The sequence below is a fragment of the Streptomyces sp. So13.3 genome, assembly GCF_005860785.2.
Classification (GTDB): domain Bacteria; phylum Actinomycetota; class Actinomycetes; order Streptomycetales; family Streptomycetaceae; genus Actinacidiphila; species Actinacidiphila fildesensis.
Genome location: NZ_CP048835.1, coordinates 8221420 through 8243459, shown reverse-complemented (window position 1 = coordinate 8243459; position 22040 = coordinate 8221420). Strand labels below are relative to the sequence as shown.

The window sequence follows — 22040 nt, the reverse complement described above, 5'->3', positions numbered from 1 at the left end:
GTCGCAGCGGGACATCGGAGATCCGATCCCGGCGGGCCGGTGGCGATGGCCCGCCTGCTCGACGTGCCTCAGGACCGGGTCACCAGCCGGTGAACGCCTCGTAGGCCGGCCCCAGCACCTCGGTCAGACCGCGGCCGCGGACGGTGATCGCCGGCCGGCCGAGCAGCAACAGCGCCGAGTCCGCCGGCTCGCGCCGCGGCACGGCGGGCGGCAGCTCCTTCAGCAGCTCCTCGCGGGTGCGCCCGCGCCAGGTCAGGACGAGATACGGATCGGCGTCGAACGCGTCGGCCAGGCTCCGCAGCACCGCGCTGAGATGGGCGCAGGGCAGCGCCCAGTCGGGGCACGAGCACTCCATCGCGAGATCCGGGGTGCGCGCCGGGAAGAGCCGCAGGCCGGCCCTGGCGAACAGGTCCTCCGCGTCGGGAGCCAGTTCGTTGTCGAGCAGCCGCGCCCGGCAGTCGGGGTCGGCGCCGACGGCCCGTACGGCGCGGGTCCACTGCGCCGGGGTGAACTCCGCCAGCCCGATCCGCACGTCGTAGCGCGCCTGCCCCTCCCTGACCCGGGCCGTCACGGCGCCGGCCTCGACCTCCAGCCCGGTCACCCCGGCGGCGGGCGGGCCCGGCGGCACGGTCGCGCCGATGGCCTCCAGCCGGTCGGCGAACCGCTGGGACCAAGAGCGCGCCCTGCCGGGCAGCCCCGGCCGCCCCGTCATTCGCTCACCGCGTCGGCGCCGAGACCGACCAGGTCGTACAGCGCGTCGGTCGACAGCTCCGTCAGCCAGTTCTCGCCGGATCCGACGGCAGCCCTGGCCACGGTCCGCTTCGCCTCGATCATCGCGTCGATGCGTTCCTCCACGGTGCCCACGCACACGAACTTACGGACCTGGACGTCACGGCGCTGTCCGATCCGGAACGCCCGGTCGGTGGCCTGCTCCTCGACCGCCGGGTTCCACCACCGGTCGACATGGATGACCTGATTGGCGGCGGTCAGATTGAGGCCGGTGCCGCCGGCCTTGAGGGAGAGCAGGAACACCGAGGGGCCGTCCGGGTCCTGGAAGCGCTCGATCATCTCGTCGCGGGCCCGCTGGGGCACCCCGCCGTGCAGGAACAGGACGTCGGTGTCCAGCCGCTGGGCCAGGTGCCCCTGCAGCAGCGAACCGAACTCGGCGAACTGCGTGAAGCACAGCGTCTTGTCGCCCTCGGCGAGCGCCTCCTCCAGCGTCTCCTCCAGCCGGGCGACCTTCCCCGAGCGCCCCGCCAGCGGCGAGCCGTCGTGCGCGAACTGCGCGGGGTGGTTGCACACCTGCTTGAGCTTGCCGAGCGACGCCAGCACCAGACCCTTGCGCTCGATGCCGCGGCTCTCCTTGATCTGCTCCAGGAGGTCGGTGACGACCGCCTGGTACAGCGCCGCCTGTTCGGCTGTGAGATTGCACAGCACCGTCATCTCCTGCTTGGCGGGCAGGTCCCGCGAGATGGCCGGATCGCCCTTCAGCCGCCGCAGGACGAACGGCCGGGTGCGCTGTTGCAGCGCCTGCGCGGCGGCCTCGCTGCCGTCGCGCTCGATGGGAACGGCGTACCGCTCCTTGAAGCGGATCGCCGAACCGAACAGGCCGGGGTTGGCGAAGTCCAGGATGGCGTGCAGTTCGGCCAGCCGGTTCTCGACGGGAGTGCCGGTGAGTGCGATGCGGTGGTCGGCGGTCAGTTCGCGGACCGCCCGGTACTGGCGGGTGGCGGAGTTCTTGATGTGCTGCGCCTCATCGATGATGACGCGCCGCCAGACGGTCTGCGTGAGCGCCTCGGTGTCGCGCTGCACCAGCCCGTACGTGGTGATCACCAGATCGGCGCCGGCGACCGCTTCCCGCAACTCGGCGCCGGACAGCCGGCCGGCCCCGTGGTGGACGTAGACCCGCAGCATCGGGGCGAACCTGGCGGTCTCGCGCCGCCAGTTGCCGACCAGCGACATCGGGCAGACCAGCAGCGTCGGCCGGATCTCAGCCGTGTGATCCGGGTGATCCGCGCGATCGGCGTGCTCCGCGTGCTCCACCGCGAGCAGCGCCAGTGCCTGGGCGGTCTTGCCGAGCCCCATGTCGTCGGCGAGGACGGCACCGAGCCCGAGCTCCGACAGGAACTTGAGCCAGGCCAGCCCCCGTTCCTGGTACGGGCGCAGCGTCGCGCCGAATCCGGCGGGCACCGCGACCGGGCGCAGCCGCTGGTCGGCGCGGCCGGAGAGCAGTTCGCCGAGCCGGCCGTCGGCGCTGACGGACGCGACCGGCAGCCCGCCCGCCGTGGCGTCCGGGTCGAGCGCGATCCGCAGGATCCGCCCGGAGTCCGTGGCGCCGCTGCCGTCGCGTTCCAGGAAGGCGAGAGCGGCGGCGATGGTGTCCGGGTCGACCTCGGTCCACTGGCCCCGGATCCGGATCAGCGGCTGCTTGGCGGCCGCCAGCTCGGCGAGTTCCGCGGGGGTCAGCGGCTGGTCGCCGAGCGCGGCCTGCCAGCGGAACGCGACGATGGCGTCCTGGTCGGCCAGGCTGCCGATGTCCACGGCGCCGGGCTGCGGGGTGCGCACGGTCAGGGTCATGCCGAGTTTCTGGGGGCGCTGCCACCATGTGGGGAGCAGTACGCCGAAACCCGCGTCGGCCAGTGCGGGAGCGGCGTCCCGGAGGAAGCCGAGGGCGCCGGCCCGGTCCAGTGGCAGCCCGGCGGGCCGGTTGCCGCGCAGCGCGCGCCGCACCTCGGGGTAGGCGCGGCCGGCCCGGTCGAGACCGGACAGCAGCGCCTCCTGGGGGCGGGCGGTCTTGCGTTCCAGGGCGCTGAGCGCGGGGCCCTCGCTCCAGACGTCGTCGGCGTGGACCATGAGGGACGGCTCGTCGGACGCCTGGAGCAGGAAGTCCAGCCGCCAGTTGTCGTCGGAGGGGTGGCCGCGCGGGTCGGCGGGGTCCGGGCCCACCGGTTCCACCAGCCGGAAGCAGACGCGCAGCGGGCCGTGGACGGGCGGCTCGGAGCGGTGCCAGGCCGTGAGCCGCTCCTCCAGTTCGGCCAGTTCGTCGGGGTCGGCGCCCTCGACGCGGCCGGTGGGCGAGGTGAGGGCCCGCAGCCACAGCTCGGTGGCGGTCGTGGCGGGGCGCCGGCCGCGCGCGGTGCGCAGCAGCTCGGGTTCGTCGTCGAGGACCGCGCGGGCCTCACGGTCGGTGAGGACGTCGAGCAGGTCGGTGAGGATCGTGGCGGCGGCACGGCCGTCGGGCCGGCCGTCGTGGTGCTCGGCGCGGCACTCCTGCGGCGCGGCGGCGGCGAGCTCGCCGGCCTCCTGCCAGCCGGCGTCGTCGCGGACCGGGCGCCAGCGGGCGTACGGCGCTCCGGCCTCGCTGACCAGCACGGGCAGCAGCCTGCCCCGTCCGACCGTGCGCCAGGCCAGGTCGTGGGCGGCGATCAGCCAGCGCAGCGCGGCACCGTAGGGCGCCTCGGGCAGTCCCGCGGTCGACAGCTCGCCCAGCAGCAGTGCGGCCTCCGCGGGCTCGAAGAGCAGCGAGGGGACGGTCCACGGTGCGACGGGCACGCCCCTGGCGGCGGTGGGACCGCCGAGCTCCGGCGAGGCCAGCGGCGCGCCGTCGCGGGTGGGGAGCAGCAGACCGGTCGGGCCTGCGTGGGCCCGGCCGGCGAGCCAGCCGAGCGCGGATCCGCCGTCGCCGAGCAACTCGGCGACGGCGGATCCGGGAACGGCGTACGGGTGGCCCGGCGCGGGGACCGGCGGCTGCCGGGAGCCCTCGGCCCACAGGGCGAGCCGCTGATCCGCTCTCCACAGCGCGTGCAGAGCGAACACGGTGCGGCCTCTTCCTGCTGGGCGTGTGATGACACCCGGAAGCCTACGTGCAGGTCAGCCGGTGGGAACGGTCCACTGCTGGTTGGCGCCGCCGGCGCAGTCCCAGATCTGCAGCCGGGTCCCGTTCGCGGAGCTCATCCCGGTGGCGTCCAGGCATCGGCCGGACACCGGATTGACCAGTGTTCCGCCGCTGCCGGGCTGCCACTGCTGGGCGCCCGTTCCGTTGCAGTCGTACAGCTGGGCCTTGGTGCCGTTCGCGGTGCCCCCGGCGGCCAGGTCCAGGCACTTGCCGAGCGCCTTGTAGGTGCCGGCGGAGGCGGTCCACTGCTGGGCCGCGCTGCCGTTGCAGTCGTAGAGCTGGACGGCGGTGCCGTTGGCGCTGCTGCCCGCGGCCACGTCGGCGCACTTGCCGCCGAAGCCGGTGATCGCTCCGGTGGAACCGCCGCCGTTGCCGGGGGTCCCGGTCCAGGTGAAGGTCGCCGAGGCGCCGGCGGGCAGGGTGTACGCGAAGGACTGGTTGCCCCAGTTGACGCGTACGGGCTGGGCGCTGCCGGTGTCGTTGTACGCGATGAGCGCCTTCGAGCCGTCCGGGTTGCGCCAGGCGACGTTGGGCACCGAGGTGTTGGCGGTGGAGGCGATCCGGTAGGCGCCGGGCTTCACGAACTTGGTGAGGTGGCCCATCGTGTAGTACTCGACGGTGTAGTCGACCTGTCCGCTGCGGCTGTCGCCGTTGTGCACGGTGACCAGGCCGGTGCAGGTGCCGCAGCCGCCGTTGTGCGGTCCCATGTTCTGGTCGACGGCCAGGCTCCACTTGACCCAGCTCTGGCCCCAGTTGCGGGTGTAGTCGATCAGGTTGTGCATGTCCTCCTTCTGCTGGTTGGCGATCCAGGTGCCGCCGGAGTGTTCGGTGTCGAAGGCCTTCACGGTGGGGTACCTGTTGTGGACGGTGGTCTGCTGGGCGACGTCGCCGCCGTAGCCGTGCCAGGCCATGCCGCCGAAGTTCGGGTCGTTGCGGATCGCCGCGTCGTCGAGGGTCGGGGCGGCGAAGGCGTCGTACTGGTCCCAGTTCCAGTCCAGGGCCAGGACCTTGGTGGACAGCCCGGCGGTGTGCAGCGCGGGCAGCAGGTTGTTCTTGGTGAAGGACGCCAGACCGGAGCCGTTCCACTGCATGGACGGATAGCCCCCGCAGCAGGTGGGCTCGTTCTGCGCCGAGATGTAGTCGACCGGTACGCCGGCCGCCTGGTAGGCCTGCAGGTACTTCGCGAAGTACTGGGCGTAAGCGCCGTAGTACTGCGCCTGCAGCCAGCCCAGGCTCATGCTGCCGTTGTCCTTCATCCAGGCCGGCGCGCTCCAGGGCACGCCCATCACCTTGACGGCGGGGTTGAGCTGGCGGGCCTGCTTGGTCAGCGGCAGGACGTCGGCCAGGTCGTGGGCTATGGAGAAGTGCGCGAGGCCCGGGTCGGTCTGCCCGCTGGGCATGTCGTCGAAGGTGTAGTTGTCGCGCGCCAGGTCGGAGGCGCCCATGGGGTTGCGCAGGAAGTCGATGCCGATGCCGTTGACCGGGTCGAAGAGCTTCTTCATCACCGCGTCGCGGGTGGCGGCGCTGAGCGCTCCGCTGGAGTTCATCAGCCAGGCGGCGGTGTCGGTGAACGACGCGCCCGCGCCCTCGAACTGCTGGTAGCGGGTGTTCTCGTCGACGGTGACGGACTGGCCGGAACCGCTGCCCGCGGTGAAGGCGATCGGCGCCTGCTGTTCGAGCCCCTTGACGACGTTGCGGCCGCCCGAGTCAGACGTGGTGGTCAGCCACACCTGGACGCTCTCGCCCGCCGCGTGCGCGGTGAGCGGCGTGGCCAGCATCGGGGTGACGACGGCGACCGCCGCCGCCAGCAGCCCGGTGACGGCGCGGCGGAGGCCGGTGCGGTGAAGCCTGGTACTGCCCGTGTGGGGACGGGTGAGTGAGCGCATGGGTCCGGTTGCCTTTCTACGGCACTTGCCCTGGTGCGTGACTTAATTCAGACCTTGATTTACTGCTTAGTTCGAGGCGTGAGTTAACTCGTGCGCTTTGAGCGCGTCAAGACTTCGTGCAGGAACGGCCGCTTCCATGGCGCTTCCGTGGCGCGGTCGACGCGCTGACGCGACGGGGAGGCGACGAGGAGACGACGGTGACGCCTTTCGAACTGACGTACCATCATGAGACGGTGCCCCATGACCACACCGGCGACAACTCCCCCGCTGCACGGCAGGACCGCCCTCGTCACCGGCGCCTCCCGGGGCATCGGCCTCGCCGTCGCGCACGCCCTGGCCGGGGCGGGCGCCGCGGTCCTGCTGACCGCCCGCGACCCGGATGGACTGCGGGCCGCCGTCATGGAGGTACGCGCGCTCGGCGGCCGGGCCACCGGCCTGGCCGGATCGGTGGGCGACCCCGCGCATCCGGAGGCGTGTGTCGCGCTCGCGGTCGAGGAGCTCGGCGGGGTGGACATCCTGGTCAACAACGCCGGTACCAACGCCCCGTTCGGCCCGCTCGTCGACGTCGACCCGGACGCCTGGCGGGACGCCTTCACCGTCAACGTGGACGGACCCCTGCGGCTGGTCCAGTGCGCGTGGCGGGCCTGGATGCGCGAGCACGGCGGCACGGTGGTGAACATCTGCACCGAGGGCGCGCACGGCGTCGGCCCCAACATCGGCGCCTACGGCACCAGCAAGGCCGCCCTCCTCCACCTCACCCGCCAACTCGCCGGCGAACTCGCCCCGACCGTCCGGGTCAACGCGGTCTCCCCCGGCCTGGTCCGCACGGAGATGGCCCGTTTCGTGTGGGAGGGCGCCGAGCCGCAGATCGCCGCCGGGCTGCCCATGGGCCGGATCGGAGAGCCGGAGGACGTCGCGCGCGCCGTCCTGTGGCTGGTCTCCGACGACGCCGGCTGGATCACCGGGACGGATCTGGTGGTCGACGGCGGCACCCGGGTGCGCGGCGCGCGCACCGGGACCGGCGCCGCGTACACCGTCCACGAGTGGCTGCGCGCGCACGGCGGCTGATCGAGGAGGACCGGTGGAGGCCGGCCCCGGTTCGGACTAGGGCGTGTTGCGAAAGGAGCGCCGTTCGCCCGGAGGGCGTGGCCCACGGCGTCCGGTGCGTGCGCTCGCAAGGCGGAGGGTCGTCCTCGTACCGGACGTACGTGGACGAGCCCGACAACGCAGCGAGGACGCGTGCCAGACGCCGTGGGCCAGGCGGGACTTTCGCAACACGCCCTAGAAGACCGGCGGCACGACGCAGTCGATCAGATGTGGACCGGGCTCGGCCAGCGCCCGCTCGAACTGGGAGGTGAACTCCTCCGCGGTGGTGGCCCGGGTCGCCGGCACGCCCATTCCCGTGGCCAGGGCGACGAAGTCCAGGGCCGGCCCGGACAGGTCGAGCAGCCGCCGGGCGCGCTCACCCGCCGCGGCGGCACCCACCTGCTCGAGTTCCAGGTTGAGGATCGCGTAGGAGCCGTTGTTGAACACGACGGTGGTCACGTCGAGCTCTTCGCGCGCCTGCGTCCAGAGCGCCGAGAGGGTGTACATCGCGCTGCCGTCCGCCTCCAGGCACACCACGGGCCGGCCGGGGCAGGCCACCGCCGCGCCGGTCGCCAGCGGCAGGCCCTGGCCGATCGCGCCGCCCGTGAGGGTGAGCCAGTCGTGCCGGGGAGCGCCGGCCGTCACGCCGGGCAGCCACAGCCCCGAGGTGTTCGCCTCGTCCACGACGACGGCGCCCGGCGGCAGCAGCGCCCCGATCGCCTGGGACGCGGACTCGGCGGTGAGCGGGCCGGTGGGACGCGCGGGCCGCGGACGGGCCGCCGGCGTCACGTCCGCCGCCTTCACATCCGCCGCCACCTCGTCGGCGAGCCGCTGGAGCGAGGCGGTGACGTCCTCGGCGGCGCCGGCCAGCTCCCGCGCCTCGCAGCCCTCCGGCACCAGGTCGCCCGGCTTGCCGGGATAGGCGAAGAACGAGACCGGCGAGCGGGCACCGGCCAGGATCAGGTGCTTCACGCCCTCGAGCTGGGCGGTGGCGAAGTCCGCGAGGTAGGCGAGCCGTTCGACCTCCGGCAGCCCCGCACCGCGCTCCAGCCGCGCGGGGAAGGTCTCGCAGAGCAGCTTCGCTCCGGTGGCGGCCGCGATCCGGGCCGCGGCCAGCAGCCCGGCCTCACGCGTCGCGCCGCCGCCGAGCAGGATCGCCGCGGGCTCACCGGACCGCAGCGCCTTGGCGGCGGCGGTCACGGCCTGCTCGGACACCGGACCGGGCTCATCGCTGCGCAGCCACGCGATGGCCGTGTGGGACGGTCCCGGCTCCGACCAGGACACGTCGGCGGGCAGGATGAGCGTGGCGACGGCGCCGTCGGACCCGCTCGACGCGGCGATGATCGCCTGGGTCGCGTCCAGATGCAGATCGGCGCCGTCCGTCGTCCGGCGCACCCAGCCCGAGACCGTGCCAGCGAGCGCGTCGATGTCGGACTCCAGCGGGGCGTCCAACGGCTTGTGGGGCAGGGCGTGGTCGCCGACGATGTTCACGACCGGGCTGTGTGCCCGGCGCGCGTTGTGCAGGTTCGCCAGACCGTTCGCGAGCCCGGGGCCCAGATGCAGCAGGGTGCAGGCCGGCAGGCCGGTCATCCGGCCGTAGCCGTCGGCCGCGCCGGTGGCGACCCCCTCGAACAGGCACAGCACGGCGCGCATCTCCGGCACGTCGTCCAATGCGGCGACGAAGTGCATCTCGGACGTACCGGGGTTGGCGAAGCACACCTCGACCCCACCCTTGACGAGCGTACGGATCAGGGTCTGCGCGCCGTTCGGCATGGGTGTCCCACCTCTGCTCAGGGTCTCAGGGCCGCATCATCAGCACGCCCGGTTCCGTGCGTAATCCTCCCCCGCGCCAGGGCCTCGCGACAGACCGCCCATCGCACCGGAAGATGACGCGTAATTACCCCGCTTCTCCCGATCGTTGAATTTCCAGAGATTTCGTGACTACTTCGCAGGCCAGCGGAATTCCTATCGGCGCACCGCGCCCGCCACCAGCGGGCCTTCCGGCCGCCCGCGGGGTCGCCCGAATGTGGAATTACACATTCCTGGGCCAGCATGATCCATTCCGGTGCAGGCGCATGCCGGCGGGCTTATTCCTGGAAGGCGTTGCGGCGATAGCCGACACCTGTCAGATTCCTTGGCAGGTTTCCACCAGGAGAGACGGGAAGACAGTATGCGCAGACATATCCGCTCGCCGATCATCGCCGGCCTTGGCATCGTCGTACTCGCCGTGGTCGTCCCCGGTGGCGTCGCCAGCGGCGCCACGGCCGATACAGAGGGCGCCGGGCATGGCCACGGCTCGTGCTACGCGGAAAAGGCCGCCCTCGCGGACGTACCGCAGCGAGTCAGCCGGGCGTGGGTCGCCCATGATTTAACAGCGTTCGGTGATGTGTTCACCGAGGACGCGAGCTTCATCGTGCCGGGTGAGGACACTTACCTGAAGAGCCGTGACGAGATCCGGGCGTACATGTCGGCCATCTTCACGGGCCCCTACAAGGACGTCCTTCCGGTCGCGAATGTCCTCAATGTCAAGTGCATCAGCAAGGATGTCGGAATCGTGGTCACCCAGGGCGGCCTGAAGCTTCCTGGCGAGATCGATGTCCCACCGGAGCGGGTCGGCCGTCAGACATGGACGATCGTGAAGCAGGGCCACGAGTGGCGGGACAGCGCCTACCAGAACAGCCGCATCATGCACTGACATACCGACGAAAGGCCGCGGCCCGCTCCCGCGTTCGGAGCGGGCAACCGGCCGTGCGGCAGAGCGTCGTGACATGGATTCGGTCATCCGCCCGCGACTTACAGGCGATGGCCGAATCCCGTGCGAGGTGCGGCCAGTGGGTGAGCGGACACACGTGGTCGCACGTGGTCGCACGCGATCACCGCAGGACGCAGTCGCCGCACAGGCCGCCGCCCGGGACCCGGTAGTACAGACAGCAACTGCGCCGCACGAAGCTGACATCCCCTGCGTCCAGAGTCCCGGTGCCGCTCAGCAGCGGCTCCTGGAAGAGCCGCGCGGTGAGGTCCAGGGCGCTGCGCGCCTCCGCCGTCCGGCCCCGTGCGACGCACCAGGTGTGGAGCACCCGCAGGGAACCGGCCAGCGCGGAGCCGGCGTTCCCCCACAGCAGCCCGCCGGAGACCGGGCAGGCTTCGCGGGTCGCGTGGTGCAGCGGGACCAGATGCCCGGCCAGCACCGTCCCGGCCAGTTGGCCGGCGAGGTCGTCGGAGTCGGGAAGGGCCGACGGGTGCGGCAGCCAGAGGTCGTTCGGGGCACTGAGAGCCGGGTTCCACCACACCCGGTCGGCGGCCATGTCGGGGACCCGGCCCGCCAGGACGGCAGCGCCCAGGGCCACCGACCACAGCCGGGCGGCCAGCCCCTGAAAGGCGAGGGAGGCGCCCACCCGGAGCTCCGGAGTGCCCAGCCGCCCGGCGACGTCGGCGGCCCGCTCGCGGACGGGGTGCACCGCGCGCCTCGGGTCCGTGGCGTAGAGCTCGGCGAGCGGCCGGTAGCCGTGCGCGCGGGGGCCGTGGTCCGCGCTGCCCCCGCCGTCCGCACCGGTCTCGCCGGGCCCGGTCCGGACGGCGAAGAACGGCCCCACTTCCGCGACATCCCGCAGCGTCCTGTCCATGAACCGATCATGACGTACCGGCCGAGCCGCGAACGGACCGGACATGAGGCCCTATTGCCGGGGCACCAGCCAATCCCGACAATGCTCATGACAATGCCGAAAGAACTTCGGTCTGGAGAGGACCCCCCACATGAAAAGACCTCTCGTCGGCGTCCTGGCTGCCCTGCTGCTCGGCGGCGCGGCTCTCACAGGCACCGGTGCGGCGTCCGCATCGGCCACAAGCCGGGATGCGGCGCCCGCACACACCGCGAAGGCGGCCGTCACGGTCAACTTCGCGGGCACCGTGGCGCTCAGCAACTGTTCGGGTTCCGTCGTGAAGATGCCGACCTCGGTGCCGACCGACCCCGCGATCGTCATGTCGAACGGGCACTGCCTGTCGGGCGGCTTCCTGGACCCGGGCGAGTCCATCGTCAACGTGGCGTCCAGCCGTACGTTCAGCCTGCTCAACTCGGCCGGGACCAAGGTCGCCACACTGCGGGCCACCAAGGTCGCCTACGCGACCATGACCGACACCGACATCTCGCTCTACCAGCTGAACACCACGTACGCGCAGATCCAGTCGAGCTACGGCATCGCGGCGCTCGAGCTCTCCGCGACCCACCCCGTCGCCGGGACCGCCATCAAGGTGGTGTCCGGCTACTGGAAGCGGATCTACAGCTGCAACATCGACGCCTTCGTCTACCGGCTGCACGAGGACAGCTGGATCTGGAAGGACTCGGTCCGCTACACCTCGTCGTGCAACACCATCGGTGGCACCTCGGGCTCCCCGGTGGTCGACGCCGCGACGGGCAAGGTCGTCGCCATCAACAACACGGGCAACGAGGACGGCGGACGCTGCACCCTCGACAACCCGTGCGAGGTCGACCAGAACGGCAACATCACCGTGCACCAGGGCATCAACTACGCCGAGGAGACGTATCTGATCACCCAGTGCGTCGGCGCGGGCAACAAGATCAACCTCAGTCTGCCGGGATGCACCCTGCCCAAGCCGTGAGCTGAGGCAGCCCCGGAAAAGAACGCCGCTCCCCGGACCTGGGATCCGGGGAGCGGCCGCCGGCCGCTCGTGACCGGCGGCCCGACGCTCGTGACCGGCCGCTCGTGGCCGGACGGCCGGGCCCTACGCGTCGAACCAGCTCAGCAGTTCGGCCCGGTCCGCGTCCGTGAGCGGGTCGGGCGACCAGCGCGGGTTCCGGTCCTTGTCGACCAGCGCGGCCCGCACGCCCTCGATGAAGTCATGGGCGCGGGCGGTACGGCAGGCCAGCAGCAGCTCCCGGTCCAGACAGGCGCCGAGGTCGGAACCGGCGCCGCGCCGCAGCAGCTCGAAGGTGACGAACAGACTCGTCGGCGACATGCGCCGCAGTCCGGCCAGCGTGTCGGCCGCCCAGTCGCCGTCCTCCGCCGCCAGCCGTTCGAGGACCTCCGGCAGCTCGGGTGCGGAGAAGCAACGGTCGATGGCGTCGAGGTGCGCACCGATTTCGGAGGCCGGTGCCGCCACCGCGAAGCGGTCCAGTACCGCGGCCGGCTCACCGCCGCCGGTCAGCGCCTCCTCCAGCGCGGGCAGTTCACTGGAATGCACATAGTGCGTGGCGAGCGAGCAGCCGACCGCCGCCGCGCCCGCGATCCGGGCGCCCGTCAACCCCAGATACCGGCCGACGGAGCCGGGCAGCCGGGGCAGGAAGTGGCTCGCCCCGATGTCGGGGAAGAAGCCGATCGCGGTCTCGGGCATCGCCAGCGCCGCCCGCTCCGTCACCACCCGCGCCGTGCCGTGCACGGAGATCCCGAGGCCGCCGCCGAGCGCGAAACCGTCGATGAGCGCGGTGTACGGCTTGGGAAAGGCCGCGATCAGCGCGTTGAGCCCGTACTCCGCGGCGAAGTACTCCCGTACCGCCGCATGGTCACCGCGCAGGCTCGCCGCCCGGATCGTGCGGATGTCGCCGCCCGCGCAGAACGCCTTCGGCGAGGTGCTGCGGACGACGACCGACCGGACGCCGTCGTCCTCCCGCCACTCTTCGAGGGCCTCGGTCATCGCCCGGACCATGGTCAGGTCGAGCGCGTTGAGCGCCTCGGGCCGGTCCAGGGCGATGACGCCGGTGCCGTGGGCGACGTGCGTCTGCACGGGGAGGTACATGGTGCCGGTGCTCCGTGGGTTCTCCGCAGCCGCGTCGCCGCGCCCGCTTCTGGCATTCGTCGGTGATCCTCAGTCCACCCCGACAATACGCAGCACCAGCGCACCGCCGAGCAGGGTCACCAGGGCGGTGGCCACGTACAGGCCCGGATAGCCGCCGAAGTGGGCGACGATCGGCGCGGCCACGGCGGGGGCCAGCACCTGCGGTCCGGAATTGGCGATGTTGATGACGCCGAGGTCCTTCGCCCGGTCGGCGGCGGACGGCAGCACCTGGGTGATCAGCGCCTGGTCGACGGCGAGGTAGATGCCGAACCCGGCGCCCAGGACCGCGGCGGCGATCATCACCGCCGTCCAGGTGTGGGCGACCGCCAGCAGCAGCGCGGCCACCGCCATGATCACGCTGCACACGACCACGAACACCTTGCGTCTGCCGATGCGGTCCGACGCGATGCCCGCGGGGATCGCGGTGAGGGTCGCGGAGACGGTGTAGATGACGGTCAGCACCAGCACTCCGGTGTCCGGGTCCGGGTGGTGCACCTCGTCGGTGAGGTAGAAGAGCAGATAGAGCGTGCCCAGCGCGTTGCCGAGGTTGATCAGGAACCGGGTGAGCCAGGCCCAGCCGAAGTCCGGGTGGGCGCGCGGATCGACCCACAGGCCGCTCAGCAGCGCCCGCGGACGGAAGGCGGGGCGCAATGCGCGCGGCAGGACGGGGTCCCGGAAGCAGAGCACGTACGGCAGGGCCAGGGCGACGGCCAGCAGTGCCGTGAGCAGATAGCCGGGCCCGACGCCGGAGACGGCCGTGGTCACCAGCAGCGCGCCCAGCACCAGGCCGAGTGACTGCATGATCCCCGTCCAGCCGGAGACCGCGGCGCGCTGCCCGACCGGCACCTGGTCGGCCACCGGCGCCGTGACCCCGGCGAGCATCGCGTTCAGACCGCTCTGCGCCAGGCACCAGCCGGCGACGATGCCGGGCAGGGTGTGCTGCGCCGAGGTGATCAGCAGCCCGGCGGCGCCCGCGAGGGCGCCGCCCACGATCCATGGCCGGCGGCGGCCCCAGCGCCCGGTCGTACGGTCCGACAGCGCGCCGGCCAGCGGATTGACGACGACGGCGACCAGCGCGCCGGCGCCGGTCACCCACGCGAGGTTCGCCGCCTTGTGCGCCTCGTCGAGATGCTCCAGCTGCAGGGGCAGCAGGATCTGGATCGGGGTGAAGAACGCCATGAACACCGCGAGGCTGGCCAGGCTCAGCGCGGCGGTCCAGCCGGGCCGCACCCGGACGGTGGGTTCGTCGAGCGCGGCCGGCGGACGTGCGGTCACGGCGCGCATGAGCTCTCCTCAGTCCAGGGCAGAACATGAGTACTGCTCATGTTGGCGCGAGTGTAGCCACCCCACCCCGCGCCGCCAAGACTTCTCACCCGGCGCTGGATCCGGATCCGCTTCCAACGGCGGGTCCGGCGTCCCGGTGAGCCGCGATCAGGGAGCGGTACCAGGCGTAGGAGTCCTTGGGAGTGCGGACCTGGGTCTCGAAGTCGACGTGGACCAGCCCGAATCGTTGATGGAACCCTTCCGCCCATTCGAAGTTGTCGAGCAGGGACCAGGTGAAGTACCCGCGTACGTCCACCCCGAGGGCCACCGCGTCGGCCACCGCTCTGATGTGGCCGTCCAGATAGCCGATCCGCGCGGTGTCCGTGATCCGGCCGTCCACGAGTTCGTCGGTCTGGGAGCAGCCGTTCTCGGTGATGTACACCGGTGGCAGGGCGGCTCCGTAGCGCTCCTTCAGTCCGGTGAGGAGCTCGGTGAGGCCGTCGGGTACGACCGGCCAGTCGAAGGCGGTCCGCTCGTAGCCCTCGACCCGGGCCTCGGCGAAGGGCAGGGCGGGGTCGTCGGCCGGGGCCTGGATCCAGGTGGGGTTGTAGTAGTTGACGCCGAGGCCGTCGAGCGGTGCGGCGATGATCTCCAGGTCGCCGTCCAGGACCGCGCCGCCGAGGTCGGGGCCGACGCCATAGGCCGACAGGTCGGGGTAGCGGCCCAGGAACAGCGGGTCGTTGAAGAGGCCGTTGTGCAGCGCGTCGTACGCGGCGGCCGCGGCCCGGTCGGCGGCGGAGTCCCCCACTACGCGCACCGGCGTGCAGTTGTTGGCGATGAGGACCTCGGCGGCGCCGCGCTCGCGCAGCGCCGCGACCGCCAGCCCGTGGCCGAGCAGCTGGTGGTGGGCGGCCGGCAGGGCGTCCAGCATCAGGGCGCGGCCGGGCGCGTGGACGCCCAAGGCGTAGCCGAACACCATGTGCACAAAGGGTTCGTTGAGGGTGATCCAGCGCCGGACGCGGTCACTGAGTCGGTCGGCCACCACTCCCGCATACTCGGCGAACCGTTCGGCGGTGGCGCGCTCGAGCCAGCCGCCCTCGTCCTCCAGGGCCTGCGGCAGGTCCCAGTGGAAGAGGGTGGGGGTGGGCGCGATGCCGGCGGCGAGCAGTTCGTCGACGAGCCGGTCGTAGAAGTCCAGCCCCGCCGCGCTCGCCGGACCCTTGCCCGACGGCTGGACGCGCGGCCAGGCGACGGAGAAGCGGTACGCGTCCAGCCCGAGGTCCTTCATCAGGGCAACGTCCTGCGGATAGCGGTGGTAGTGGTCGCAGGCCACCGCTCCGGTGTGGCCGTCGCGGACCGTGCCGGGGCGCGCGGTGAACGTGTCCCAGACGGACGGCCCCCTGCCGCCCTCGGCGACGGCCCCCTCGACCTGGTAGGAGGCGGTGGAGACGCCCCAGACGAACGATTCGGGAAGCTGCGGGCGCTGCGGTGTCGACGGGTCCGGCACTGGCTCACTCCTTGACGGGACGGGAACGGGCACGAGATGGCAGATGGCATGACCTGGCGCATGGCGCATGGCGCATGGCGCATGGCGCAGGACGAACGCAGAACATGAGCAATGCTCACGATAGCGGGTCGCCGATCGCGGACGGGATCCGGCAGAGTGGCCCCATGCAGGAACAGACACAGAACGCCGCCCCCGTCGCCGAACCGGCCGCCGGACCGGCCGCGGGCTCCACCACCGGACCCGCCTCCGCCGCCGTCCGCCGCAGTCCGGTGCAGCGGCGCAGCGCCGAGCGCGTCGAGCGCATCCTCAGCGCGTGCGCCGTCCTGCTGGACGAGGTCGGCTACACCGCGCTGACCACCAAGGAGGTGGCCCGCCGGGCGGAGGTGCCGATCGGCACCCTCTACCAGTTCTTCCCCGGCAAGGACGGGCTGCTCGGCGCGCTCGCCACTCGCAATCTGGAGCGCTACACCGACCGCCTGTCCCGGCGGATCGCGGCCGAGTCCCCCCACGACATCGCCACCCTGGTGGATCTCGCCGTCGAGGAGTTCGTCGCGATGCGGCGCGCGGTGCCGGGATTCGGGGTCGTCGACTTCGGCGCCGTGGGCCGCGAGGAACCCACCGCCCGGCATCTGCTCGACACCGAGATCGACAACAACACCGCGGTCGCCGACCGGCTGTGGGCCCTCACCGGCGGGCTGCTGGACCCCGCCGCCTCGCGGCTGGCCGGCCGCGTCGCCCTGGAGTGCGCCGACGCCGTCCTGCGGCTGGCCTTCCGTACCGACCCGGACGGCGACCCGGCGCTGATCGCCGAGTGCAAGCGGGTGCTGCGCCGCTATCTCGGCAGTCGGACGGATTGAGTCCGCACCGGGCACGTCGCAGGCCGCGCTGCTAGGGTCGGCGTGAGCCGTGACTGGCGCTTGGATGGGACCGACCATCGGGGAGCGGCTCCGTCTCCTGACGATGTGCTGCCGCGCGCCTGGGCCCTTCCCTTCTCGTTCCGGAGGCCCCGCATGGCCGCAGAACCGTCGTCCTTCAGCATCAAGCCCGGCGAATCGACCGAATCCACCGCCTTCCGCAGCGCGCTGGATGTCATCCGGGCCGTCGAGCCGCGCGTCGCGGACGCCATCGGCGCCGAGATCGAGGACCAGCGCGCCCAGCTCAAGCTCATCGCCAGCGAGAACTACGCCTCCCCGGCAGTCCTGCTGACCATGGGCAACTGGTTCAGCGACAAGTACGCCGAGGGCACGGTCGGCCGCCGCTTCTACGCCGGCTGCCGCAATGTCGACACCGTCGAGGCGCTCGCCGCCGAACACGCCCGCGAGTTGTTCGGCGCGACGCACGCCTACGTGCAGCCGCATTCCGGCATCGACGCCAACCTGGTCGCCTTCTGGTCCGTGCTCGCCCAGCGGGTGGAGAGCCCGGCACTGGAGCGGGCCCAGGTCAAGCACGTCAACGACCTGAGTGAGCAGGACTGGGCGGCGCTGCGCCGCGAGCTCGGGGACCAGCGGATGCTCGGCATGGCACTCGACGCGGGCGGCCACCTCACCCACGGCTTCCGCCCCAACATCTCGGGCAAGATGTTCGACCAGCGCAGCTACGGCACCGATCCGAAGACCGGCCTGCTGGACTACACCGCGCTGCGCGAGACCGCGCGCGAGTTCCGCCCGCTCATCCTGGTCGCCGGCTACTCCGCCTATCCGCGGCTGGTCAACTTCCGCATCATGCGGGAGATCGCCGAGGAGGTCGGCGCGACGCTGATGGTCGACATGGCGCACTTCGCCGGCCTGGTCGCGGGCAAGGTGCTCACCGGCGACTTCGACCCGGTGCCGCACGCCAACATCGTCACGACCACCACCCACAAGTCGCTGCGCGGGCCGCGCGGCGGCATGGTCCTGTGCGACGCCGAACTGGCCGAGCACGTCGACCGCGGCTGCCCCATGGTGCTCGGCGGTCCGCTGCCGCACGTGATGGCCGCCAAGGCGGTGGCGCTGGCCGAGGCGCGCCGGCCCGACTTCCGCGACTACGCCCGGCGCATCGTCGACAACGCGTCCGCGCTGGCCGAGGGGCTGCTGCGGCGCGGAGCCTCCCTCGTCACCGGCGGCACCGACAACCACCTGGTGCTCGCCGACGTCTCCGGCTACGGACTCACCGGCCGCCAGGCCGAGGCCGCGCTGCTGGACGCCGGCATCGTCACCAACCGCAACTCGGTCCCGCAGGACCGGAACGGCGCCTGGTACACGTCCGGGGTCCGCATCGGCACCCCGGCGCTCACCACCCGCGGGCTCGGTGTGCAGGAGATGGACGAGATCGCGGGCCTGATCGACACGGTGCTGGCCAACACCCGCCCCGGCACCACCGCGAGCGGCGCTCCGTCGAAGGCGAGTCATGTGCTCGACCCCTCCGTGGCGGACCAGGTCGCGGGGCGCTCCGCCGACCTGCTGGCCGGGTTCCCGCTCTACCCGGGCGTCGACCTGAGTCAGAGCTGAGTCAGAGCTGAACCCAGACCTGACGCACGGAGGCCCGCCCCCTGGAATCCGGGGGGCGGGCCTCCTCTTCAGCTCATTCACTTCACCGCGTTGCCGCCGTGATCACCGGAGCCGTCCCACCTGCCGTCGGGCTAGCGGAACTTCCGGCTGATCGCGTTGTAGACGCCCTGCGCCTCGGGTCCCAGATGCGGACCGGCCAGCCAGGTGTCGTTGGACGGGCCGATCGACGTGTTCGACACCAGGGCCGTCTTGCCGTTCGGCATGGTGGTGAACCAGCCGCCGCCCGAGGAACCACCGGTCATCGTGCAGCCGACCCGGTACTCGGTCGGCATGCTCGCGCCCATCGACAGCCGGCCGGGCTTGCCGATGCAGTCGAACATCCGCGCACCGTCGTACGGCGGCGCCTGCGGGTAGCCCCAGGCACCGATGCCGCTGAACAGCGTGGGCGACGGGGCGCCGAACCACACCGGCAGGGACGCGCCGACGGTCTCCTGCAGGGACTTGCCGCCGCCGTTCTCCGGCTTGACGTGCAGCACCGCGAAGTCGTACGGCGAACCGCCGCCGCCGGAGTGGGTGCCGGTGGCGATCCACTGCGAGGAGGTCTGCGCCCAGTCGGCCCACCATGCGCCGTACGGAGTGACGTTGCGCTGCGGGGAGCTGTCGACGCGGGAGGCGGACAGCCCGTTGTCGTTGTACGACGGGACGAAGATGAGGTTGCGGTACCAGCCGCCCCGGGAGCCGCTGTGAACGCAGTGGCCGGCGGTCCAGACGAGGTTCGACTTGCCCGGGTGCGCCGGGTCGTCGACGACGGTGCCGGAACAGACCTTGGGGCCGTCGGGGCTGTCGAAGAAGATCTTGCCGACCGGTGCCGCGTGCTGGTGGTACGGGCGGGCGACCTCCTTGGCCGCCACCGGGCGCGGAGCGGGGTCGGTGGTCCCCTGGTCCGAGCCGAAGTTCGACTGGACGGTGTTCTGGTTCTCCTTCGCCCCGGACATCCGGGCCGGCTTCCACAGGTCCTTGATGACCGGGTTGGCGAAGTCGGCCGCCTCACGCGCCCACTTGTCCCAGTTCTTCCAGTCGCCCTGCTTCCACTTCTCCAGGTCCTTGATGCTGGTGGGCAGACCGTTCGGAAGTTTGGCGTCGGAACCGGGGTCGGCCTTGGCCGAGGTACTGGCAGCCGCGGTCGGCTTCGCCGCCGCGTCGCTGTCGTCCGGGCCGCAGGCGGTGGCGGTGAGCGCGAGCAGCGCGGTCACCGCCGCCGCGGCTCGGGCGGACCGTCGAATGAATGGCATTGAGTTGTTCCCCCATGTACGTGCAGGTACGTGCTTTTTGTACGTTTCTTGTCATGCCCCCATCCGGGGCGGCCTCCACTATGCCGTTTCCCCGACGGAGTTGGATCACCGGCCCCTCGTTGTCGCAGAACCGTTTCATGGCACGGACGGGATCTTCACGCCCCATAGACCGGCTGCGGGGACTCGGCGTCGGCCAGCAGCTTCAGAGCGGTCTCGCCGGCCTCCGCCGGGGTCCACCGGGCGCCCTTGTCGGCCGTCGGTCCCGGCCGCCAGCCCTCCATGACGGTGATCCGGCCCGCTTCGGTCTCGAAGACCCGGCCGGTGACGGCGGCCGAGGCCACGGAGCCGAGCCAGACCACCAACGGGGAGACGTTCTCCGGCGCCATGGCGTCGAAGGCGTCATCCCCTGGCGCGGCCATGGTGTCGGCGAACGTCCGCTCGGTCATCCGGGTACGGGCGGCGGGCGCGATGGCGTTGACGCGGACGCCGTACCGGGCCATCTCGGCGGAGGCGACGAGCGTCAGGCCGATGATCCCGGCCTTGGCCGCCGAGTAGTTGCCCTGCCCGACGCTGCCCAGCAACCCTGCCCCGGAGCTGGTGTTGATCACCCGTGCATCGGGGGTGCGGCCGGCTTTGGCCTCGGCACGCCAGTGCGCGGCGGCATGCTTCAGCGGCAGGAAATGACCCTTGAGATGGACGCGCATCACCGCGTCCCAGTCGTCCTCGTCGAGATTGACGAGCATCCGGTCGCGCAGGAACCCCGCGTTGTTGACGAGGGTGTCGAGCCGGCCGAACGTGTCGAGCGCGGTGTCGACCAGGGCGGCGGCCCCGGCCGAGGTGGCGATGTCGTCGCCGTTGGCGACCGCCTCGCCGCCCAGCGCGCGGATCTCGTCGACGACCTGCTGGGCCGGACCCCCCGAGCCCCCGGCACCGTCCAGCCCGACCCCGAGGTCGTTGACGACGACTCGCGCGCCCTCGGCGGCGAAGGCGAGCGCATGCGCGCGGCCGAGACCGCGCCCCGCACCGGTGACGACGGCGACCCGGCCCTCGCAGATTCCGGCTTCGGTCATGTCAGCTCTCCTTGTTCGCGGTTGACGGGGATGGTGACGATGACGATGGCGGTGACGATGTCGCCATGTCCTGATCGCGGTTGACGGTGGCGGCGTCGAGGAAGGCCGGGCGCTCGCCGCCACCGTGCACGAGCAGGCTCGCCCCGGTGATGTACGCGGCGCGCTCCGAAGAGAGGAAGACACAGGCGTCGCCGACCTCACAGGGCTCGGCCAGCCGCCCGGCGGGCACGGTCCGGCCGACGGCCGCGATACCGGCGTCGTCCCCGTAGTGCAGATGGGACAACTCCGTGCGGACCATGCCGAGGACCAGGGTGTTGACGCGTACGGCCGGGGCCCATTCGACGGCCATGGAGCGCGCGAGGCTGTCCAGCCCCGCTTTGGCGGCGCCGTACGCGGCGGTCCCGGGTGACGGCCGGCCGCCGCTGACGCTGCCGATCATGAGGATCGAGCCGCCGGTCTCCTGATCGCGCATCACCTCGTAGGCGGCCAGTGACGCGGTCAGCGGGGTGGTGAGGTTGAGTTCGAGGACCCGGGCGTGCCGGGCGGCGCCGCCGTCGGCGAGCAGCCGGAACGGCGTCCCGCCGGCGTTGTTGACCAGGGTGTCGAGCCGCCCGCAGTCGTCCTTCACCCGCGCGAAGAACGCGTCGACGGAGCCGGGGTCCCGCAGGTCGAGGGGGACGAAGCGGGCCGTGCGGCCGTCCGCCGTGACGGGTTCGTCAGGGGGGCGGCGCGCGCAGACCACCACCTCGGCGCCCGCCTCCAGGAAGGCGCGGGCGATCCCCGCACCGACGCCTCTCGTGCCGCCGGTGACGACGACGACGCGTCCGGACAGATCGACGGTGACCGTCAACTGGCACCTCCCGCAGCGCTCGATCCGCTGCTACCTTCTACCTAACAAATGTTTGGTGGAAAGGTAGCTGATCCTCATCATGGGTGTCTCCACCTCGGCCCCGCAAGACGGAATCGCCGTCATCACCGTCGACTTCCCGCCCGTCAACGCCCTCCCCGTACAAGGGTGGTTCGACCTGGCCGACGCGCTGCGCGCGGCCGGCGCCGATCCGGCCGTCCGCTGTGTCGTGCTCACCGCCGCGGGCCGCGGCTTCAACGCGGGCGTCGACATCAAGGAGATGCAGCGCACCCCCGGACACCAGGCGCTGATCGGCGCCAACCGCGGCTGCGCCGACGCGTTCGGCGCCGTCTACGACTGCGAGGTACCGGTCATCGCCGCCGTGCACGGCTTCTGCCTGGGCGGCGGCATCGGCCTGGTGGGCAACGCCGACGCCATCGTGGCCAGCGACGACGCGACGTTCGGGCTGCCGGAGCTGGACCGCGGGGCGCTCGGAGCCGCCACCCACCTCTCCCGGCTCGTCCCCCAGCACCTCATGCGCGCCCTGTACTTCACCTCCCGCACCGCCACCGCCCAGGAGCTCCACCGGCACGGCTCGGTGTGGGAGGTCGTGCCCCGCGAGAAGGTGCTGGACGCCGCGCTCGCGCTGGCGCGCGAAATGGCGGCCAAGGACGGCGAGTTGCTGCGGCTGGCCAAGGCCGCGATCAACGGTATCGACCCGGTGGACGTCCGCCGCAGCTACCGCTTCGAGCAGGGCTTCACCTTCGAGGCCAACCTCAGCGGACTCGCCGACCGGCACCGGGACGCGTTCGTGTCGACGAAGTCGGCGAAGTCTGCTGAACCGGCGAAGTCTGCTGAACCGGCGAAGGCCACCACCCCCGGGCAACCGGTGAAGGAGGAGCGGTGAGTACGGACAAG

The 22040-nt window shown here is 72.0% G+C and carries 17 protein-coding genes and 1 riboswitch; of the genes, 6 read left to right on the top strand and 11 right to left on the bottom strand.

Features of this window, described 5'->3' with window-relative positions:
• Positions 1-79: 79 nt before the first annotated feature.
• From C8250_RS36755 to C8250_RS36745, 3 genes are read right to left on the bottom strand one after another with little or no spacing between them, the layout of a single operon-like run.
• Positions 80-712, bottom strand: coding sequence for a hypothetical protein (locus C8250_RS36755; protein ID WP_138354179.1), 633 nt, complete (start codon positions 710-712; stop codon positions 80-82).
• Entirely contained in the window at positions 709-3816 is a 3108-nt protein-coding gene (locus C8250_RS36750) for a DEAD/DEAH box helicase (RefSeq protein ID WP_138354180.1), read from the bottom strand. The genes C8250_RS36755 and C8250_RS36750 overlap by 4 nt, the downstream gene beginning before the upstream one ends.
• 54 nt (positions 3817-3870) lie before the next feature.
• Entirely contained in the window at positions 3871-5673 is a 1803-nt protein-coding gene (locus C8250_RS36745; protein ID WP_138354246.1) for a ricin-type beta-trefoil lectin domain protein, read from the bottom strand.
• 348 nt (positions 5674-6021) lie between these two features.
• Here C8250_RS36745 and C8250_RS36740 point away from each other — a divergent pair, with 348 nt between their 5' ends.
• Positions 6022-6849 carry an SDR family oxidoreductase gene (locus tag C8250_RS36740; RefSeq protein ID WP_138354181.1) on the top strand — a complete coding sequence of 276 codons (828 nt, stop codon included), beginning with the start codon at positions 6022-6024 and terminating at the stop codon, positions 6847-6849.
• 213 nt (positions 6850-7062) lie between these two features.
• On the opposite strand, the gene C8250_RS36735 is transcribed toward C8250_RS36740, so the two are convergent.
• Positions 7063-8640, bottom strand: coding sequence for an acetolactate synthase large subunit (locus C8250_RS36735; RefSeq protein ID WP_138354182.1), 1578 nt, complete (start codon positions 8638-8640; stop codon positions 7063-7065).
• Between the two features lie 397 nt (positions 8641-9037).
• Here C8250_RS36735 and C8250_RS36730 point away from each other — a divergent pair, with 397 nt between their 5' ends.
• Positions 9038-9562, top strand: a complete 525-nt coding sequence (locus C8250_RS36730) for an SgcJ/EcaC family oxidoreductase (protein ID WP_138354183.1) — start codon at positions 9038-9040, stop codon at positions 9560-9562.
• Between the two features lie 178 nt (positions 9563-9740).
• Here the strand turns inward: C8250_RS36730 and C8250_RS36725 are convergent, their stop codons facing one another.
• Positions 9741-10490 carry a (2Fe-2S)-binding protein gene (locus C8250_RS36725; RefSeq protein WP_138354184.1) on the bottom strand — a complete coding sequence of 250 codons (750 nt, stop codon included), beginning with the start codon at positions 10488-10490 and terminating at the stop codon, positions 9741-9743.
• Between the two features lie 130 nt (positions 10491-10620).
• Here C8250_RS36725 and C8250_RS36720 point away from each other — a divergent pair, with 130 nt between their 5' ends.
• On the top strand, positions 10621-11484 hold the full coding sequence (locus tag C8250_RS36720; protein ID WP_138354185.1) for a serine protease: 864 nt from the start codon (positions 10621-10623) through the stop codon (positions 11482-11484).
• Between the two features lie 123 nt (positions 11485-11607).
• On the opposite strand, the gene C8250_RS36715 is transcribed toward C8250_RS36720, so the two are convergent.
• The 3 genes from C8250_RS36715 to C8250_RS36705 all read right to left on the bottom strand — a co-directional run bounded on the left by C8250_RS36715 (position 11608) and on the right by C8250_RS36705 (position 15427).
• The gene (locus C8250_RS36715; protein ID WP_138354186.1) at positions 11608-12618 is read right to left on the bottom strand and encodes an enoyl-CoA hydratase/isomerase family protein; all 1011 of its coding nucleotides are present in this window, start codon (positions 12616-12618) and stop codon (positions 11608-11610) included.
• Positions 12619-12687: 69 nt separating this feature from the next.
• The gene (locus C8250_RS36710) at positions 12688-13941 is read right to left on the bottom strand and encodes an MFS transporter (protein WP_138354187.1); all 1254 of its coding nucleotides are present in this window, start codon (positions 13939-13941) and stop codon (positions 12688-12690) included.
• Between the two features lie 85 nt (positions 13942-14026).
• Positions 14027-15427: a GH1 family beta-glucosidase gene (locus C8250_RS36705; RefSeq protein WP_244809603.1), complete on the bottom strand. Its 1401-nt coding sequence runs from the start codon at positions 15425-15427 to the stop codon at positions 14027-14029.
• A 164-nt stretch (positions 15428-15591) separates the two neighbouring features.
• Here C8250_RS36705 and C8250_RS36700 point away from each other — a divergent pair, with 164 nt between their 5' ends.
• Positions 15592-16284, top strand: coding sequence for a TetR/AcrR family transcriptional regulator (locus C8250_RS36700; protein WP_138354189.1), 693 nt, complete (start codon positions 15592-15594; stop codon positions 16282-16284).
• A 39-nt stretch (positions 16285-16323) separates the two neighbouring features.
• A riboswitch (ZMP/ZTP riboswitch) is annotated at positions 16324-16416 on the top strand.
• Positions 16417-16437: 21 nt separating this feature from the next.
• Positions 16438-17913 carry a glycine hydroxymethyltransferase gene (locus C8250_RS36695; protein ID WP_138354190.1) on the top strand — a complete coding sequence of 492 codons (1476 nt, stop codon included), beginning with the start codon at positions 16438-16440 and terminating at the stop codon, positions 17911-17913.
• A gap of 131 nt (positions 17914-18044) precedes the next feature.
• On the opposite strand, the gene C8250_RS36690 is transcribed toward C8250_RS36695, so the two are convergent.
• The 3 genes from C8250_RS36690 to C8250_RS36680 all read right to left on the bottom strand — a co-directional run bounded on the left by C8250_RS36690 (position 18045) and on the right by C8250_RS36680 (position 21125).
• Positions 18045-19205 (bottom strand): hypothetical protein, encoded by a 1161-nt coding sequence (locus C8250_RS36690; RefSeq protein ID WP_138354191.1) that lies wholly within the window; start codon positions 19203-19205, stop codon positions 18045-18047.
• A gap of 155 nt (positions 19206-19360) precedes the next feature.
• A complete protein-coding gene (locus C8250_RS36685; RefSeq protein ID WP_138354192.1) occupies positions 19361-20275 on the bottom strand; it encodes an SDR family oxidoreductase in 915 nt (304 codons plus the stop codon).
• Position 20276: 1 nt separating this feature from the next.
• The gene (locus C8250_RS36680) at positions 20277-21125 is read right to left on the bottom strand and encodes an SDR family oxidoreductase (protein WP_138354193.1); all 849 of its coding nucleotides are present in this window, start codon (positions 21123-21125) and stop codon (positions 20277-20279) included.
• Between the two features lie 79 nt (positions 21126-21204).
• On the opposite strand from C8250_RS36680, the gene C8250_RS36675 reads away from it, so the two are divergent.
• Positions 21205-22029 carry an enoyl-CoA hydratase family protein gene (locus C8250_RS36675; protein ID WP_138354194.1) on the top strand — a complete coding sequence of 275 codons (825 nt, stop codon included), beginning with the start codon at positions 21205-21207 and terminating at the stop codon, positions 22027-22029.
• The last annotated feature ends 11 nt before the right edge of the window (positions 22030-22040 follow it).

Excerpts from the sequence above, each read along its gene's own strand:
- C8250_RS36755 (WP_138354179.1), bottom strand. The coding sequence starts at position 712 with ATGACGGGGCGGCCGGGGCTGCCCGGCAGGGCGCGCTCTTGGTCCCAG.
- C8250_RS36745 (WP_138354246.1), bottom strand. The coding sequence starts at position 5,673 with ATGCTGGCCACGCCGCTCACCGCGCACGCGGCGGGCGAGAGCGTCCAG.
- C8250_RS36740 (WP_138354181.1), top strand. The coding sequence starts at position 6,022 with ATGACCACACCGGCGACAACTCCCCCGCTGCACGGCAGGACCGCCCTC.
- C8250_RS36735 (WP_138354182.1), bottom strand. The coding sequence starts at position 8,640 with ATGCCGAACGGCGCGCAGACCCTGATCCGTACGCTCGTCAAGGGTGGG.
- C8250_RS36730 (WP_138354183.1), top strand. The coding sequence starts at position 9,038 with ATGCGCAGACATATCCGCTCGCCGATCATCGCCGGCCTTGGCATCGTC.
- C8250_RS36725 (WP_138354184.1), bottom strand. The coding sequence starts at position 10,490 with ATGGACAGGACGCTGCGGGATGTCGCGGAAGTGGGGCCGTTCTTCGCC.
- C8250_RS36720 (WP_138354185.1), top strand. The coding sequence starts at position 10,621 with ATGAAAAGACCTCTCGTCGGCGTCCTGGCTGCCCTGCTGCTCGGCGGC.
- C8250_RS36715 (WP_138354186.1), bottom strand. The coding sequence starts at position 12,618 with ATGTACCTCCCCGTGCAGACGCACGTCGCCCACGGCACCGGCGTCATC.
- C8250_RS36710 (WP_138354187.1), bottom strand. The coding sequence starts at position 13,941 with ATGCGCGCCGTGACCGCACGTCCGCCGGCCGCGCTCGACGAACCCACC.
- C8250_RS36700 (WP_138354189.1), top strand. The coding sequence starts at position 15,592 with ATGCAGGAACAGACACAGAACGCCGCCCCCGTCGCCGAACCGGCCGCC.
- C8250_RS36695 (WP_138354190.1), top strand. The coding sequence starts at position 16,438 with ATGGCCGCAGAACCGTCGTCCTTCAGCATCAAGCCCGGCGAATCGACC.
- C8250_RS36690 (WP_138354191.1), bottom strand. The coding sequence starts at position 19,205 with ATGCCATTCATTCGACGGTCCGCCCGAGCCGCGGCGGCGGTGACCGCG.
- C8250_RS36685 (WP_138354192.1), bottom strand. The coding sequence starts at position 20,275 with ATGACCGAAGCCGGAATCTGCGAGGGCCGGGTCGCCGTCGTCACCGGT.
- C8250_RS36675 (WP_138354194.1), top strand. The coding sequence starts at position 21,205 with ATGGGTGTCTCCACCTCGGCCCCGCAAGACGGAATCGCCGTCATCACC.